Source organism: Collinsella sp. AF02-46-1, assembly GCF_003465825.1.
Taxonomy (GTDB): Bacteria; Actinomycetota; Coriobacteriia; order Coriobacteriales; family Coriobacteriaceae; genus Collinsella.
Genome location: NZ_QSBV01000014.1, coordinates 35,052 through 50,776 on the forward strand (window position 1 = coordinate 35,052; position 15,725 = coordinate 50,776).

Annotated in this window: 17 protein-coding genes; 6 read left to right on the forward strand and 11 right to left on the reverse strand. The window is 58.5% G+C overall.

All coding sequences use genetic code 11. The features are described from left to right. Nucleotides 1–6: 6 nt before the first annotated feature. From DWV20_RS07000 to DWV20_RS07025, 6 genes are all read right to left on the reverse strand, one after another. The gene (locus tag DWV20_RS07000; RefSeq protein WP_117584131.1) at nt 7–717 is read right to left on the reverse strand and encodes a TetR/AcrR family transcriptional regulator; all 711 of its coding nucleotides are present in this window, start codon (nt 715–717) and stop codon (nt 7–9) included. A 121-nt stretch (nt 718–838) separates the two neighbouring features. Then, nucleotides 839–1,696, reverse strand: a complete 858-nt coding sequence (locus DWV20_RS07005; RefSeq protein WP_118237069.1) for an HAD-IIB family hydrolase — start codon at nt 1,694–1,696, stop codon at nt 839–841. 87 nt (nt 1,697–1,783) lie between these two features. Next, entirely contained in the window at nt 1,784–2,122 is a 339-nt protein-coding gene (locus tag DWV20_RS07010) for a P-II family nitrogen regulator (RefSeq protein WP_118237071.1), read from the reverse strand. Nucleotides 2,123–2,330: 208 nt separating this feature from the next. Further along, nucleotides 2,331–3,608: an ammonium transporter gene (locus DWV20_RS07015; RefSeq protein ID WP_117584134.1), complete on the reverse strand. Its 1,278-nt coding sequence runs from the start codon at nt 3,606–3,608 to the stop codon at nt 2,331–2,333. Between the two features lie 198 nt (nt 3,609–3,806). Continuing rightward, nucleotides 3,807–4,826: a putative ABC transporter permease gene (locus DWV20_RS07020; RefSeq protein ID WP_233502699.1), complete on the reverse strand. Its 1,020-nt coding sequence runs from the start codon at nt 4,824–4,826 to the stop codon at nt 3,807–3,809. 3 nt (nt 4,827–4,829) lie between these two features. Continuing rightward, a complete protein-coding gene (locus DWV20_RS07025) occupies nt 4,830–5,387 on the reverse strand; it encodes an HD domain-containing protein (protein WP_117584135.1) in 558 nt (185 codons plus the stop codon). A 228-nt stretch (nt 5,388–5,615) separates the two neighbouring features. Here DWV20_RS07025 and DWV20_RS07030 point away from each other — a divergent pair, with 228 nt between their 5' ends. From DWV20_RS07030 to DWV20_RS07055, 6 genes are all read left to right on the forward strand, one after another. Beyond that, complete coding sequence (locus tag DWV20_RS07030; RefSeq protein WP_117758389.1) at nt 5,616–7,397, forward strand: 1-deoxy-D-xylulose-5-phosphate synthase; 1,782 nt, start codon at nt 5,616–5,618, stop codon at nt 7,395–7,397. 457 nt (nt 7,398–7,854) lie between these two features. Next, the gene (locus DWV20_RS07035; protein WP_117785902.1) at nt 7,855–8,850 is read left to right on the forward strand and encodes a glutamate ABC transporter substrate-binding protein; all 996 of its coding nucleotides are present in this window, start codon (nt 7,855–7,857) and stop codon (nt 8,848–8,850) included. 138 nt (nt 8,851–8,988) lie between these two features. Then, complete coding sequence (locus DWV20_RS07040; RefSeq protein WP_022094657.1) at nt 8,989–9,648, forward strand: amino acid ABC transporter permease; 660 nt, start codon at nt 8,989–8,991, stop codon at nt 9,646–9,648. Beyond that, the gene (locus DWV20_RS07045) at nt 9,645–10,478 is read left to right on the forward strand and encodes an amino acid ABC transporter permease (protein ID WP_118256674.1); all 834 of its coding nucleotides are present in this window, start codon (nt 9,645–9,647) and stop codon (nt 10,476–10,478) included. Before DWV20_RS07040 ends, DWV20_RS07045 begins: the two co-directional genes overlap by 4 nt. Before the next feature lie 36 nt (nt 10,479–10,514). Next, nucleotides 10,515–11,279, forward strand: a complete 765-nt coding sequence (locus DWV20_RS07050; protein WP_118256675.1) for an amino acid ABC transporter ATP-binding protein — start codon at nt 10,515–10,517, stop codon at nt 11,277–11,279. 52 nt (nt 11,280–11,331) lie between these two features. Further along, nucleotides 11,332–12,141, forward strand: a complete 810-nt coding sequence (locus tag DWV20_RS07055) for a gamma-glutamyl-gamma-aminobutyrate hydrolase family protein (protein ID WP_118256676.1) — start codon at nt 11,332–11,334, stop codon at nt 12,139–12,141. Nucleotides 12,142–12,251: 110 nt separating this feature from the next. Here DWV20_RS07055 and DWV20_RS07060 read toward each other — a convergent pair whose 3' ends face one another. The 5 genes from DWV20_RS07060 to DWV20_RS07080 form a co-directional block, all read right to left on the reverse strand. Next, entirely contained in the window at nt 12,252–13,070 is an 819-nt protein-coding gene (locus DWV20_RS07060; RefSeq protein ID WP_118256677.1) for a hypothetical protein, read from the reverse strand. Next, complete coding sequence (locus DWV20_RS07065; protein ID WP_118256678.1) at nt 13,054–13,878, reverse strand: hypothetical protein; 825 nt, start codon at nt 13,876–13,878, stop codon at nt 13,054–13,056. The genes DWV20_RS07060 and DWV20_RS07065 overlap by 17 nt, the downstream gene beginning before the upstream one ends. Further along, nucleotides 13,875–14,636, reverse strand: a complete 762-nt coding sequence (locus DWV20_RS07070) for an ABC transporter ATP-binding protein (protein WP_117640226.1) — start codon at nt 14,634–14,636, stop codon at nt 13,875–13,877. The genes DWV20_RS07065 and DWV20_RS07070 overlap by 4 nt, the downstream gene beginning before the upstream one ends. Nucleotides 14,637–14,780: 144 nt before the next feature. After that, nucleotides 14,781–15,110, reverse strand: coding sequence for a helix-turn-helix transcriptional regulator (locus DWV20_RS07075; RefSeq protein ID WP_089572320.1), 330 nt, complete (start codon nt 15,108–15,110; stop codon nt 14,781–14,783). Between the two features lie 8 nt (nt 15,111–15,118). Continuing rightward, a complete protein-coding gene (locus tag DWV20_RS07080; RefSeq protein ID WP_117758381.1) occupies nt 15,119–15,679 on the reverse strand; it encodes a hypothetical protein in 561 nt (186 codons plus the stop codon). Between the last annotated feature and the right edge of the window lie 46 nt (nt 15,680–15,725).

Sequence of the window (15,725 nt, forward strand, 5' to 3'; positions counted from 1 at the left end):
CTCCTCTTAGTTGTTGGACTCGACGGTTGCGGCGGTGTCGACCGCGTCCTCGAGCTGCAAGTTCAATAGCTTCATGCCGTATTCCGGCACGTTGATATCGATGGGTTGGCCATACAGGTCGCCGGGGCGCACAAAAGCGAGCACCGTCATAATGCGCGCCATGGCCTCGGGCGATTCGGTGAGCCCACGCTCAAACCAGCGCTGAATCATGCCGACCTCGGCGCTCACGACGTAGGTGACGTAGTAGTCAAAGAACGTGCCCAGCGCCAGGCCCAAAATGCCCGTCTGCGCACGCGGCACCACAGCCTCACGCGCGGTGTCGATAATCCTTTTAATAAAGGCCTGGTCGCCGCCCGGACCCAGCAGCGCACCGATTAAGTCGCGGTTGGCCGCAAGATAACGCAGCAGCTCAACCGAACCGGGCGCCGGCTCGAGCTCATCGATGTTGTGATAGAGATCGGGCAGCTGAGCTGCAGTGATGAGCTCAATGCGCTCACGGATCTCGGCCAGCAAGCCGTCCTCGATTTGATTGATAAAGTCGGGAATATCGCGGTAGTGCGAATAGAACGTGCGGCGCGTAAGACCGGCGCGCTCGGTGAGCGACGCAACGTTAATGCGCGAAAGGTCGCCGCTTTCGGCAAGCTCGCTGGCAAGTGCCTGGCGAAGGGCACGCTGCGAGCGAAGGGATCGGCGATCGCATTTCTCGAGCTGGGACAAGCGTCCTCCCTGTTACTCAACCTGTGCACTATTGCACAGTGCGAGTATTATTGCACACCGTGTGCATCAACACGTAAAGGCAATATTTAGATTGTGGCAAAAGCGCAGTCCCTTGGTCACATTATTCGATGACGGTGCGGGAGTTTTGCTTGCGCATGGTGGCGAGCATGTGCTTGGGAACGGCGTGGGTCATGCAGCTGCCGATAGTCGCGCCTGCGGCGGCCTTGGCTGCATCGCTGCCGTTTTTGGTCGCATAACTGTGGCGGAAGCGTTTGAGCATGGCAATGTCGTTGCCGCCGTCGCCGTAGACCGCCACCTCGTCCTCGGCAATGCCGTAGTAACCCGCCAGCCAGGCAACACTCTCGCCCTTGTTGCACGCCACGTCCGTGATCTCGAACATCACCGGATCGAACGGCGCGTTGACCACGCGGTCCGATCGTTCGGCCAAATATGCCTTAAGGTCGCGCTCCAGCTCGGGCGAGGTCACGCGACAATTGATCTTGCATACATCGTGACGCAAGATATCGCCGATCGACTGGTCGAAATACTGTTCCTCGTGATAGCCGCCACGCGCACGCATGCCGCGCATCACAATACGCTTGATGGGGCTGTCCTTTTTAAAGCCCGCCTGATGCATCTCGAACGAACCGCTCGAGAACATGCCATCGGGCGTGGAGCAATCAAAGCAGATATCCGGGAACGCCTTGAGCAGCTCCTCGGTAACCTGCGGGTCGATGGTCCAGGTTTTGAGCACCTCGCCATGACTGTCGCGCACGATGGAGCCGTTAGAGCAGCAGGCATCGATCGCCAGCCCCGTAAAGCCATGCTCGCCGATTGGCAACGTCGAGCGCCCGGTCGCGGGAACCACATGCAAGTCAGCCTCGGTCAGCTCGCGGATGGCACGGCGGATGGTCCCATCCGCCTCGTGCAGGGCGTTCAGCAGCGTTCCGTCTAAGTCACTCGCAAACATCTTGATCATGGGCGTGCCTCTCCTTCGTCTGCACGATATTGTAGACGAGAACGGGCGCGCCCCAAGAGAGGCACGCCCGTCGGGCGAAAGATTGTCCTACACCGCGGCAGGGCCATGTTCGCCGGTACGGATGCGGATAACTTCCTCGACCGGCTCGACCCAAATCTTGCCGTCTCCGACGGCACCGGTGCGAGCAGCGTTGCAGATGATCTCGACAATGCCGTCGACATGTTCATCGGCGCAGATGAGGATGAACTGCACCTTAGGGATCGTGTTGACAAGCAACTCGTTGCCGCGCACGTATTCCTTCCAGCCATGCTGCGCGCCGCAGCCCTGCACCTGGTTGATGGTCATGCCGCGAACATCGGCAGCAAACAGCGCGTCTTTGAGAACCTCAAGTTTTTCCTGACGGACGATCGCCGTGATCTTCTTCATAGTGAATTCCTCTCAATAATCAACGTATCCCTTTACATGAGACGCGGGTTTCCCAGGTGCCGTAAACCAACCTCAGAGATCAAAAAAGTTCAACTGACTGGTCTTAGCAGGTTTCCCAAGTGCCGCAGATTGCCGTGAAAGAGGAGCGAAGCGTACTTAAGTACGTGAGCGACGATTGAACGGCAAGGTGCGGTGCTTGGGGAAGCTGCTAATCGAGTCCGGAGAATGAGGGGTATGCGCTCTCGCCGTGCTGACTCGCATCCAGGCCCAGTGCCTCGTCGGCCTCGTCCACGCGCAGGCTACCGTGGAACAGCGCCTTGACCACCGCGGCGATCACCAAGTCGAGCATCAGCACAATAACGACCGTCACCACAATGCCCAGAACCTGCGAGACAAGCAGCGACACGTCGCCCGTGTAGAACAGGCCGCCCTTACCGGTCCACGAGAGCTCCGGCACGCAGAACAGGCCCGTGAGCACACCGCCCAAGATGCCGCCGATACCGTGGCAACCGAACGCGTCGAGCGCATCGTCGTAGCCGAACTTGGTCTTAAGATGGCTGATGGCCAGATAGCAGACGGGCGATACGATCAGGCCCATGACCAGCGCCGCCCACGGCTCGACAAAGCCCGCACCCGGCGTAACCACCACAAGGCCCGCAACCAAACCGGTGCTAGCACCCACCAGCGTGGGACGACCGGTGTGCACGCGCTCGACGACAAGCCACGAGACCATGCCCGCCGCGCTGGCCGTCACGGTGTTGAGGATGGCGAGTGCCGCCACGGCGTCGGCCTTAAACTCGCTGCCGCCGTTAAAGCCAAACCAACCAAACCAAAGTAGACCGGCGCCCAGCGCCACAAACGGCACGTTATGCGGACGGTAGCTCACCATGCCAAAGCCGCGACGACGGCCGAGCATTAAGCAGAGAATCAGGCCCGTGAGACCGGACGAAATGTGTACCACGTCGCCGCCGGCAAAGTCGAGCGCGCCGATGATGTCGCCGATAAAGGAACCATCGCCGCCCCAAACCATGTGGGCGAGCGGCGCATAGACCACGAGCAGCCAAATGCCCAGGAAGGCCGTCATGGCACCAAACTTAACGCGGCCTGCCAGACTGCCCGTAACGATAGCGGCGGTGATCATGGCAAACGCCATCTGGAAGGCGATGTTGATGATCTGAGGGTAGACGGCACCATCCGCAGCATTGCCCTCGGCCGCCTGCAGCACCTGGTTGAGCACCGGCAGGCACAGCAACTGGTCAAAGCCGCCAATAAACGGGCTAGAACCGTCGCCACCGTAGGCCAGCGACCAGCCGGCAACAATCCACAGCACACCAACCAGGCCAATGGCGCCAAAGCACATAAGCATGGTGTTGATGACATTTTTGCGCCTGGACAGGCCGCCATAGAAAAACGCCAGACCCGGTGTCATTAAAAACACGAGCATGGTGCAGATGAGCATAAACGTTGTCGATCCCGTATCGTACATTCGCTCCCCCTTGGTCGCATGAACGTTGTCGGCGCTCATGATGCGGCCGAGGGGCAACTGGTGTAGACCAGATACGGCGTTGTTAAACGCTGCGTTGTCGAATGGAAACGGCACCGCAATCTTGGAAACGGCGCGGCAACGGACGCGAAACGAACGGGAAACGTGCGAACGAGAAGGGCGCGCTTGGCTCCGCTCTGGCTAGCGCCGGAACAGCTCGCGGGCTCGGTCGCGGAGGTCGGTAGCTCGAATGACACCCTCGTAACGATTGATGCGCAGACGCGGGAAGGCGTTAAAGAAGCGTAGGTCGCGGCGGCTGAGTGACACGCTCGGTACCGGGCGGCTCATGCGCTTGCCGGCAAGGCGACGACCGAGCGACGGACGCGGCATACTCGGCGCGGCATCGGCCACGCGGCGGGCAGCGAGCGCCAGGCCGCGAGCACCATCCGAGATAAACGTCGGCATCGAAGTCTTCTCGCGCAGGGCATCGAGCGCCGCGTCGCCCAGCTCGGCCAGCCAAGCGTTAACGGCGCGACCGCGGATATGCGTCTGCGCCACCGAGTCAATCGCCGAATCGGGAATACGTTCGAGCATAGAGTCGGAGGCGTCGGCAAGCGACTCATTGATGCGGTCGGCAAGGTCGGCACGCACACGCTCAAGCTGATCGGACAGACGCCGCCAGCTCGCCAACGAGCACACCGCATCGACCATCATCGCGACCGCGACGATAAAGGCGGCCAAGCGCACGATTAGCACCGGCAGATGGCCAAGCAGCCCCAGCAATGCCGGCTCCACTAAACGGCAAATACACAACGCACCCAAGCCAAACGCGCAGGCCCAGTACAGGCAGATGCGTCCGTGCAGGTTAAACGGCAGATGCGAGTAATCCCAAAACCGGGCACCCGTCGTTTTTTCCAACAGCACGCCCACGCTATATTCGATCACGCTGCATACGAGCGCGGCAGCGACAAACTGGCTCGAGGCGTCTGGGATTCCACGCAGCAGCAACCAGCACGCAATGCCGCCCGCACCGTAGATGGGACAACACGGCCCTAGCAAAAAGCCGCTGTTGGCAAAGCGTCCGTGGTTGAGCATGGCGCAGACTGTCGACTCCCATACCCAGCCGCAAAAACCGTAGAAGGCAAACGAGAGTACCAGCGCCGAGAGCGGACAGGCGGCAAGCGTCGCGCCGTCAAATGCCATGTCGATCGCGGTTCCCACCGTCTACCCACTCCTCTTTTCGTTCGATTCTTTGCTCGAGCCGTCACTCGGGCCCTCGTTCAAATCGTTCGCGCCGCCTTTGCGCGGCAGACGGCCGGCAATCGTCTCGCGCAGTGCGCACCATTTATCCGCCAGGCACACAATCCATGCCTCACGACACGTCGGCGGCACCGGTACCAGCGGAAACATATGCCGTACGATAATATTCCGCTCGCGCGGCGTCAGCTCAAAATCTTCCTCCGCACGCGCCAAGGCAAAAAACGGGTGACGAAAGCCATGCAGTCGATGGCTTGGGTCGGGATCGTGCCAGTCATAGAGAAAGTAATCGTGCAGCAGGGCCCCGCGCAGCAGCGATAAGCGGTCGACGGAGATACCGACGCGGCCCAGGCGCTCGGCAAAGGACAGACTTGCCCGCGCTACCGAGGTCACATGCGTATAGACCGTCACATCGCCATGTTGGATAAACTCATGCATCAGGTCCAAGCGGCCCGCCTGGGCAAGCTGACGGGCGGCATCGTCGACCTCGCGCGCGATTTTCTCGGCACGAACGGTATCGGACATGCGGCCTCCTTCCGGCGGCGCTCGGCGGCAAGCCGCGGCCTGCGCGCAATGAATAAAATCATCATCGAATTTACCAGTATGGCATCGGACAAAACGTTTTGCCCCACCAGTTGGCGAATTACCGCGCCGCCGTCACATATCAAACGCCAAAATGTGCGAGACTGTCTTGTGCAATTGTGCCGGCCGAGGGAGTGCCGGCGCACGATTCGCATGGAGTAACCCACAACGATGCTGCTTACGCAAACGACAACGCCCGAGGACGTCAAGGCTCTCGATCGCGCCGAGCTTCCGCTGCTCTGCGGCGAGATCCGCCACGCCATTCTCGAAAGCTCCGCCGCCGTCGGCGGGCACGTTGCCCCCAACCTGGGCGTCGTTGAGCTTACGGTTGCGCTCCATCGCGTGTTTAACTCCCCCATCGACAAGATTGTCTTTGATGTTTCGCACCAGACCTACGCCCACAAGGCGCTGACTGGGCGCGCGTACACTTATATCGACCCGGCACGCTACGGCGAGGCCTCTGGTTTTGCCAATCCTGACGAGTCCGAGCACGACCTGTTCGCCATGGGCCACACCTCCACGTCGGTGAGCCTGGGCTGCGGCTTGGCGCACGCTCGTGACCTGGCGGGCGATGCGTACAACGTCATCACCATCATTGGCGACGGTTCGCTTTCGGGCGGTCTGGCGTTTGAGGGCTTTAACAATGCCGCCGAGCTCGACAGCAACCTGATCATCATCGTCAACGATAACGACCAGTCCATCGCCGAAAACCACGGTGGCCTGTATCGCAATCTGGCCGAGCTACGCGCCAGCAACGGCACCTGTGAGCGCAACGTTTTCCGCGCGATGGGGCTCGACTACTGCTATCTGGACACCGGCAACGATGTGTTGGCCCTGGTCGACACGCTGCAGGAGCTGCGCGATATCGATCATCCCATCGTGCTGCACGTCTCCACCGCAAAGGGCAAGGGCTTTGAGCCAGCCCAGAGCGACCCCGAGCGCTGGCATCATGTGGGTCCGTTTGACATGGCGACTGGGCGCAAGCTCTGCCCGGGCCATCCGAGCGAGCCTGCGCCGCGCACCTATGCCGACATTACGGGCGAGGCGCTCAGCGCCGCCATCGAGCGCGATCCGCAGGTCGTGGGCATCACGGCCGCCACGCCCTACATTATGGGCTTTACACCCGAGCTTCGCGCTGCCGCCGGCAAACAGTTCGTCGATGCGGGCATTGCCGAGGAGCACGCTGTGACCTTTGCCACCGCGCTTGCACGCTCGGACGCCAAGCCAGTCTTTGGTGTGTACGGCACGTTTTTGCAGCGCGCCTACGACGAGCTGTGGCACGACCTGTGCCTCAACGACGCCCCGGCAACCATCCTGGTGTTTGGCGCGTCGATCTTTGGCACCACATCCGAGACGCACCTCTCGTTCTTCGATATTTCCATGCTGGGCGCTCTTCCCAACATGCACTACTTGGCGCCGGCCTGCATGGAGGAATATCTGTCCATGCTGAGCTGGTCGCTCGACCACCGCGAGCATCCCGTGGCGATCCGCGTACCGGGCATTGGCCTGGTGAGCCGTCCCGACCTTGCGCCCGCCGAAGGCACCGACTACAGCGCCGTTCGCTACAACGTGGTGCGCCAGGGTCGCGACGTAGCAGTGCTCGCGCTCGGCGATTTCTTTGAGCTGGGCGAGCGCGTGGCAAACCGCTTGGCTGCCGAGTACGGTATCGAGGCCACGCTCGTCAACCCGCGCTTTGCAACCGAGCTTGACCGTGAGTTCCTCGACAGCCTTGTCGCTGAGCATCGCGTTGTCGTCACCCTCGAGGACGGCATCTTGGACGGTGGCTGGGGCGAGCGCGTGGCATGTTATCTGGCCTGCACGCCGCTGCGCACGCGCACCTTTGGCATCGCCAAGGGCTTCCCCGACCGCTACGACCCCAACGAGTTGCTCGCTCAGAACGGCATGACGGTCGAGAACATGGCCGCCGAAGCCGTAAGGCTACTCAACGAGTAAGAAAACCTCCGCAAGGGAAGCACCCCTGCGGAGGTTTTTGTTTTCACGACACGATTATCTCAATCTGTAACATCTAGGGCCCGAATTTCCGTCTACCTGTTACAGATTGAGATAAGACATCTTAGTCCCAGACCTTTGTCTCAATCTGTAACAGATAGGGACCTTTTGGCCGTCCAGATGTTACAGATTGAGACATTCGAATTCCCCTGAAGAGAAAATCTCGATCTGTAACAGTTACTCGGCAAAAACGGCTGCAGATGTTACAGATTGAGACAAAGCAGCGAGACAGGCCACCACATCTGCAAGAACCACCACAAAGGTGCCTGTCCCTTTTTGGTAGGTACAATAACCCATAAGGTAAGTATGTTTCTGAGTTATTTCGTGTTGACCCATTTGAGCGCGATGGGGTATAACTCTACTCAACCGCTAGGGATTTTATTGAGAAAGGTGTTCTCCCATGAGCAAGAACCTCTCCCAGCAGGTCGTTCTCGACCGCCGCGGCTTCGTTGCCGCCACCTTCGCAACCGTCGCCGGCCTTGGTCTTGCCGGCTGCTCCGACACCAGCGCCGAGGCCGACAAGGGTTCCGCCGCCGGCTCTTCCAAGAGCTCCGAAGATGCCGAGGCTTCCACCACGCTCGACGCTAAGGCATTCGACAAGCTCGTCGACAACGGCCCCAAGGCCGATGACGATGCCATCGCCGCCAGCACCTGGGCCACGGCCGTCAAGGACGCCGGTGTCTTTAAGATCGGTGGCGTTCAGACCTCCACGCTCTTCTCCCTCCTCAACGAGAAAGACGGTCAGACCCGCGGCTTCGACGCCGGTATCGCACAGCTTCTGTCCAACTACATTCTGGGCGAGAACAAGGTCGAGATCACCCAGGTGACCTCGGACACGCGCGAGTCCGTCCTGCAGAACGGCCAGGTCGACGCCGTCTTTGCCACCTACACCATCACTGACGATCGCAAGAAGCTCGTCTCCTTTGCCGGTCCCTACTACTACACCCAGCAGGCCATCCTGGTGCTCGCCGACAACGACGACATCAAGAGCGTCGACGACCTGGCCGACAAGAACGTCGCCGTCCAGTCCGGCTCCAACGGCCCTGCCATCCTGGAGGAGCTCGCTCCCAAGGCCAGCCAGCAGGAGTTCAAGACCGACGAGGAGGCCCGCCAGGCACTCCAGCAGGGTCGCGTTGACGCCTACGTCATCGACAACAACATGCAGCAGAGCGCCCTAGTCCGCGAGCCCGGTAAGTATAAGATCGCCGGCAAGCCCTTCGGCAGCAAGGAGCCCTATGGCATCGGCCTGCCGCTCGATTCCGACGGCGTCGCCTTCGTTAACGACTTCCTTAAGAAGATTGAGGACGACGGCACCTGGACCGAGCTGTGGCAGATCTGCATCGGTGACCGCACGGGTGACACCAATGTTCCCGAGCTGCCCGAGATCGGCGCCTAGGCAACGCGCCTAGTAACGGCCGCAACGAAACCTTACGGAAACGCACGGTGCGCTTTATTGCGCTAAACTGTTTCTTCACTGAGTTGTCGGGGCTTCCGTACACACGGGAGCCCCTTTCCTTATCGGCGGGAGGTCCGCATGAGTCTCTCCGAGCTCTGGTCGCTCTATGGCCAGAACTACATTGACGCGCTGCTAGCAACCTGGGGCATGACGCTTGAGTCGTTTGCCATCGCCATGGTGCTGGCCGTCGCCGTCACCGTGATGCGCGTGTCGCCGCTCAAACCGCTGCGCGTCTTTGGCGACCTGTATGTCCAGGTCTTCCGTAACATCCCCGGCATCGCGCTGCTCATTATCGTCGTCTACGCGCTGCCGCCGCTCAAGGTCGTCCTGCCCTACCGCACCTGCGTCATCGTCGCCACAGTGCTCTTGGGTTCTGCCTTTGGCTCCGAGAACTTTATGAGCGGCATCAACACCGTCGGTGTCGGCCAGGTGGAAGCCGCCCGCTCGCTGGGCATGAGCTTCAGCCGTATCCTCGCCAAGATCGTGATTCCGCAGGCGCTGCGCTCGAGCGTGCTGCCCATGACCAACCTCTTTATCGCCGTCATGCTCACCACCGCGCTCGGCAGTCAGGTGCCGCTTAAACCGCAGGAGCTCACCGGCGTGGTGAGCTACATCAACACGCGCTCGCTCGGCGGCGTCGCCGCGTTCTTTATCTCGGCGCTCGGCTACCTGGGCACGGCCTTTGTGGTGAGCCACATTGGCAACTATATCGATAAGAAGGTGAGGATCCTCCGATGAGCAAGCACTCCACCTCCGCGCTCACCATGCGCGATGCGCTCTACGAGGCTCCCGGCCCCAAGATGCGCGCCAAGATTCGCGTCGGCACCGCCATCTCACTTGTTGCCGTGGCCGCGCTCATCGCTCTGGTACTGCAGCGCTTTTATGTGACCGGCCAGCTTTCGGTCCATTACTGGTACTTCTTTACGCACCTCACCACCTGGAAGTTCCTGCTTGCCGGTTTTGAGGGCACAGTAAAGGTCGCGCTCACCGCCGGCGCCATCGCGCTGGTACTGGGCTTAGCCCTCATGCTCGGCCGTACCAGCGACATCAAGCCGCTGCAGCTGGTCTGCCGCGTGTTCACCGATTTCTTCCGTGGCGTGCCGAGCCTGCTGTTCATCTACTTCTTCTTTTTGGTGCTGCCCCAGTACAAGATCGCGCTGCCGTCGTTTTGGATGCTCACGCTTCCCGTCGCGCTCGCCGCAGCCGGCGTACTCGCCGAGATCTTCCGCGCCGGCGTCAATGCCGTGCCGCGCGGCCAGGTCGAGGCCGCCCAGGCGCTCGGTCTCTCCAAGGCTAAAATCACCTTTAAAATCGTGCTGCCGCAGGCCATTCGGTTTATCATTCCGTCGTTGATTTCGCAGCTTGTGGTCGTCGTCAAAGACACCACCGTCGCCTACGTGGTGAGCTACCCCGACCTTATGCAAAACGCCCGCGTGCTCATTACCAACTACGACGCCCTCGTGTCGGTCTACCTGGTGATCGCGGTCATCTATATCCTCATCAACGTCGCAATCAACAAGGCCGCTGTCTACGTTTCGCACAAAACCGGCGCGACCATCATTCGCTAACGATTTACCATTTCGAGTCATAAGGAGCCGAGCACCATGGCACAGAGCACCTCATTCACCGGCAATCAGCCGCTGATCGAGCTCAGGCACGTCGATAAGCACTACGGCGATCTGCACGTCCTCAACGACATCAATCTCTCGGTCGACCGCGGCGAGGTCGTCGTCGTGATCGGCCCCTCGGGCTCGGGCAAGTCGACCATGTGCCGCACCATCAATCGCCTGGAAACCATCGACTCGGGCGAGATCCTCATCGAGGGCGAGCCCTTGCCGCAGGAAGGCAAAGACCTTGCCCGCATGCGTGCCGAGCTGGGCATGGTGTTCCAACAGTTCAACCTGTTTGCACATATGACGGTACTGCAGAACGTCATGCTGGGACCGGTCGATGTGCTGGGCGTCTCCAAGGACGAGGCCCGCGAGCGCGCCATGGACCTGCTGAGCCGCGTAGGCGTGGCCGAGCAGGCCGACAAGGTTCCCGCACAGCTTTCGGGCGGCCAGCAGCAGCGCGTGGCCATCGCCCGTTCGCTCGCCATGCAGCCCAAGGCCATGCTCTTTGACGAGCCCACAAGTGCCCTCGACCCCGAGATGATCAACGAGGTGCTCGAGGTCATGGTCCGTCTGGCCCAGCAGGGCATGACGATGATCGTAATTACGCACGAGATGAACTTCGCCCGCCGCGTTGCCGACCGCGTCGTGTTTATGGCCGACGGCCAGATCGTGGAAACCGGCACGCCCGACGAGTTCTTTGACCATCCCCAGACCAAGCGCGCCCAAGACTTCCTCAACTCCATCAAGGGCCACTAGCCCAATTGCCATATCCGCTCGCCATGACCATCCAAACTCGAAAGCAACACCTATGATCGGAACTCGCACTTCATCGTCCTACACCCCACATGTCGACGTCGCCCCCACCGACCGCCCACTCATCCTCGTCGCGCCGCGTTGGGAAGAGGCAAAGCCGTTTTTAAGCGAGACACTCTCCCCCAACGAGGAAATCGCAAGTGTCTTTGTCGATGCCATCCTTGCCGCCGGCGGCCTGCCGCTGCAGATGTCCATCACCGAGGACATTGAGGTCATCCGTCATTACGTCGATATCGCCGACGGCATCGCCATTCCCGGCGGCCCCGATGTCAATCCCAAACGTTGGGGCGATGATCGACCCTACGACCCCACGCTGTGCTGTGAGATCCGCGATAGCTTTGAGTTTAAGCTGGTCGGCGAGGTGCTCCGCGCCAAAAAGCCGCTCTTTACCACCTGCCGCGGCACGCAGTTGCTCAATGTCGCCACTGGCGGCACTCTGTGCATGGACGTGCCGAGCCTGGGCGCTCGCGAGGGCCGCACACAGTGGCGCCATACCCACGTGCTCAACGATCCCGTGCACCCTGTCGAAGTCATGCCGGGCTCGCTGCTGGAGCGCGCGCTTGGCGGCCACAGACTGATCCAGACCAACTCAGCACATCACTGCTGCGTCGATCGTCTGGGTAAAAGCACGCGCTTGGTCGCCAAGGCAACCGACGGTATTCCCGAGTGCATCGAGGTCGAAGGCCAACCATTCTGTCTAGGCGTGCAATGGCATCCCGAGTACACGTGGAAGACGCTCGAAACCGACTTTAACCTGTGGAAGTCGTTTGTCGAGGCGGCGGCAAAGGTAAAGCAGGCCCGCTAGCTCGCGAACCACTCAGGTTAAAGCCTCCTAAGCCGGGGGGGGCGGACACCAGCTACGGTGCCCGCCCCCCTGTATTTGATATGCTCGGTATGATTATCCCTCACAAACAATCAGAGAAATCTCGACCGCAATCGGTCGACAGTAAAGCAAATGATAAAAACGCTTGCTACGTTTATGAGGCAGTCAATTAAAATCGAGATGCATTGACCATTCCCCAACGGGGTCACGCCGCAAATCCACATGAGCATCGAGGCTGGAAGCGGAAGCATGGAATTGGCCCCGATCTGTATGTAGATCGCTACGACGTTGACAAGCAACAGCATGCCAATCGGACCGAAGCCGGACCCAAAATAGGAAACAACGATTACGCAAGAAACCACGTATGCAAGGCAGGCAGCGGCAGCAAGAACAAGTCGATAGCAAAATACATGCAGGTTGAAATACTGCTGAGCATCCGAAACGATTGCGCAGTTAAGACAGTACAAAACGACACTCGACAGGACAAACGCGCCCAAAAGGGCAAAAGAAGATAGCACCACTCGCGCAACGATAGCGCACACACGCTTCCCTCCCCGAGCCTCCGACAACCCCCACGGTTCCTCGACAAAGCCCGAACTGACAAAGCGCGGCACAATGCAAGCCGCGATGAACGGAAAGAACAATGCATGGGCCAACGGGGCTACGTTGAACAGCAGACCGCGAAAAACCTCTGCATTGCCAAATAGAAGGACATCCTCCGCCGATAGCCGAAGCGTCGGGTCTGGGAAAAAACCCAAGAAACTGTTCTCACGGAAGCTACAGAACCACATCGGGAAAGAATTAAGCTGCAATATCACCATGTACGCATAAATTACCAGGATTAAGGCGTACGCCCATTTGCTCACATGCTTCAATTCTGACTGGAGAAGTCTTTTAATCTGACGAGCCATTGAGCACACCCCCAGCGCGAAAGCTCACGAGAGCGTAAATCAATACCGATAGACAGCTGGCTGCCACGCCATATCCCAGAAGCGTCAGCTGCCCCATATCGCTATACCCAAGGGCACATCCGACTCCAAGGTACGGCCCCGGAAGGAAGAAGATCCATCGCAAGGATGGTATAGGTGCCTGAAGGAAGGCTCCGTAGAGCGTCAAGCTCATGACAAATCCAACTATCACCACGGCCCCGCTCAATACAGCGCTGCCCGTTATCCGATAGATGGTCACCGTCTCCAGCGCAACCGATATCACCAATACGGCGTTGACTATCATTGCAGGCAAAAATACAGTTAGTATGTTGTGCGAGTAGTTATGCCCTCCACGTATTATGGCTATTGCAAAAAGAAGAAGGCAAAGCGCGCTATACGCTGCGCCAATTATTAAAGCAGACGAAAATGCATGGGCTAGAGCCCCATAAAAGCGGTTGAGACCTCTTGCCGAAGAAATTCGGTGCCCCTCTTTATAGCCATGCTCTTGTAAAAGCACCAAACAAACGATGAGTGGAACGAACAGGGATGTACCGGCAAAAGCGCTGCGCGCAAGGGACTCATCAGGCGCAGAAGGATCGATTGCATTCCAGAGGAAACCAATATCCTCCCCACAAACGCCATAGCCAAAGACGAGCAACGTTGTTCCGTTTTTTAGAAAGATGCCGAAGAGAAGGCCGAACGCCAACATAAGCGCAAGACCAAACTTCGCCGGAAATATCCTGTGCAAACGCATCATATCTGCCTTTATGGGATGGATCGCCCGCTTCATAGCGAGACCGCCTTCATCAAGCGCCTGTAATACTCTTTTAGGGATGGCGCCTCATCCCTTATGACGTCCATCGATTCCTTTTTTAGCAGTTCACCGTCATGAAGAAACAGGCAGCTTGTTGCAACCGATGCCAGCTCATCCAAGTCGTGGCTAGAGATAAGCATGGTTTTGCCCTGCTCCCGATTCAATCGACCGATAAGGGCCCATATACTCTCGATGCCCAACGGATCCAATCCATTTGCCGGCTCATCGAAAATTAGTACGTCGGTGTCGCCCAATAAAGCCGTAGCTATATCCAGTCGCCGTTTCATTCCCAGAGAAAAACTGCTCACGCTCTTTTTCTCATCGACGTCCAGCCCGACCAGGCCCAAGACGCGAGGAACCTCACGTTTCTCATCGAGCCCCCATTCCGCACATCGGATCCGAAGATTCTCAGCCGCACTGAGAGATTGGTATGCTCCGCAAGAATCTGGCACATAGCCGACACGCGTCCGCATCAGGCTCAGCTCTTTTTTCGACTTGCCTCCAAAGAGCTCCACGCTCCCCGACGATGGCTCACAGAGGCCCAGCACTATTTTAATAAGCGTGCTTTTGCCCGCCCCGTTTGCACCAACAAGGGCGCAAAGCTCAGACTGATCCACCTCGAAGGAAACGTCATGCAAAACGCGCCGTTTCCCGTAGCGCTTTGACACCCTTGATAGCCTTATCGTTGATGCGTTCATTGGCCTCCCGTTCCGCTTGATAGCAAAACCGCTCATATCGTTCCTTCTTTACTTTATCGTTTTCCATAGTTGTTATTGTTTTTCGATAACTCATATTTGTCAAGATAATCTAAAAGAAAGAACCCGTGTTAGACACGGGTCCCTTCACGCTGATATTTCGTTTTAGTTGTTCGCCTTAAGCTACTCGTCGCTCAAATCGACAGCAAAGACTGATGTCGGAAGCGACGCCTCGTTGCCTCCGCCGTCCCGCATCTGCCTCACAACGTTTTTTGCACGCTCGACAATAAGCTCCTCAAGCTCTTTCTCGCTCACGCGCTGAATAATATCTCCCGGTTGACAATCAAGCTCATCACAGATATCGAGGAGCGTCTTTAGGCGAATAGCTTTTATCTTTCCGTTTCTAAGCTTTGAAATATTAGCCGGAGTATGCCCCGTCGCTCGAATCAGATCAGCACTGGTCTTTCCGGTCTTAAGCAGCTGCGTCTCAAGCTCGATGATGAGATAGCTCATGTTTCCTCCTACACAAGCTCGTCAGACTGCTCTTGGAGCAGCGAGGCATAGCTCCAGATCGCCGAGATAAACAAACAGACAACTGCGCCGATAAACGACCCCGCATCAAAGGTAGCGCCTTGGCAAATCTCAATAACGAAGGAATGAGGCACGATGTAAAGCTCCAGTCCGCCAATGGTGAGATTGACCGATCCATAGGCACCAACAAGCGAAACCGCGGCGTTAACAGCAAAGGCAAGCGCGAGAACACGGATAAGCCGCACATGCGTCTTGGTAAAGGGCGAGACGCCCCGAGAGATGTTATGGCTGATTCCGCACAAAACGACAAGCGAAACACCCACGACGAGTGCCAGGCACAGCCCGCTTGGGATAACGATGCTCCCGCCATCGAGAAGCGTCACGACACCGAAAGAATCGACAGAAACAACGTTTGCAACCGCATACCAGATCACGTAAACAACCAACGCGGCAAAAGCGACGAGCATTCCCGCAAAAACGACCGCCATGCAAAAGCCAAGCTTCCTTACAGTCTCGCCCGCCTTGGCCATACGCTGAACGCTGTTGGACATACACTCACCCTCATCGAATCTATCGTTATCCGAATAGTTTATCGAA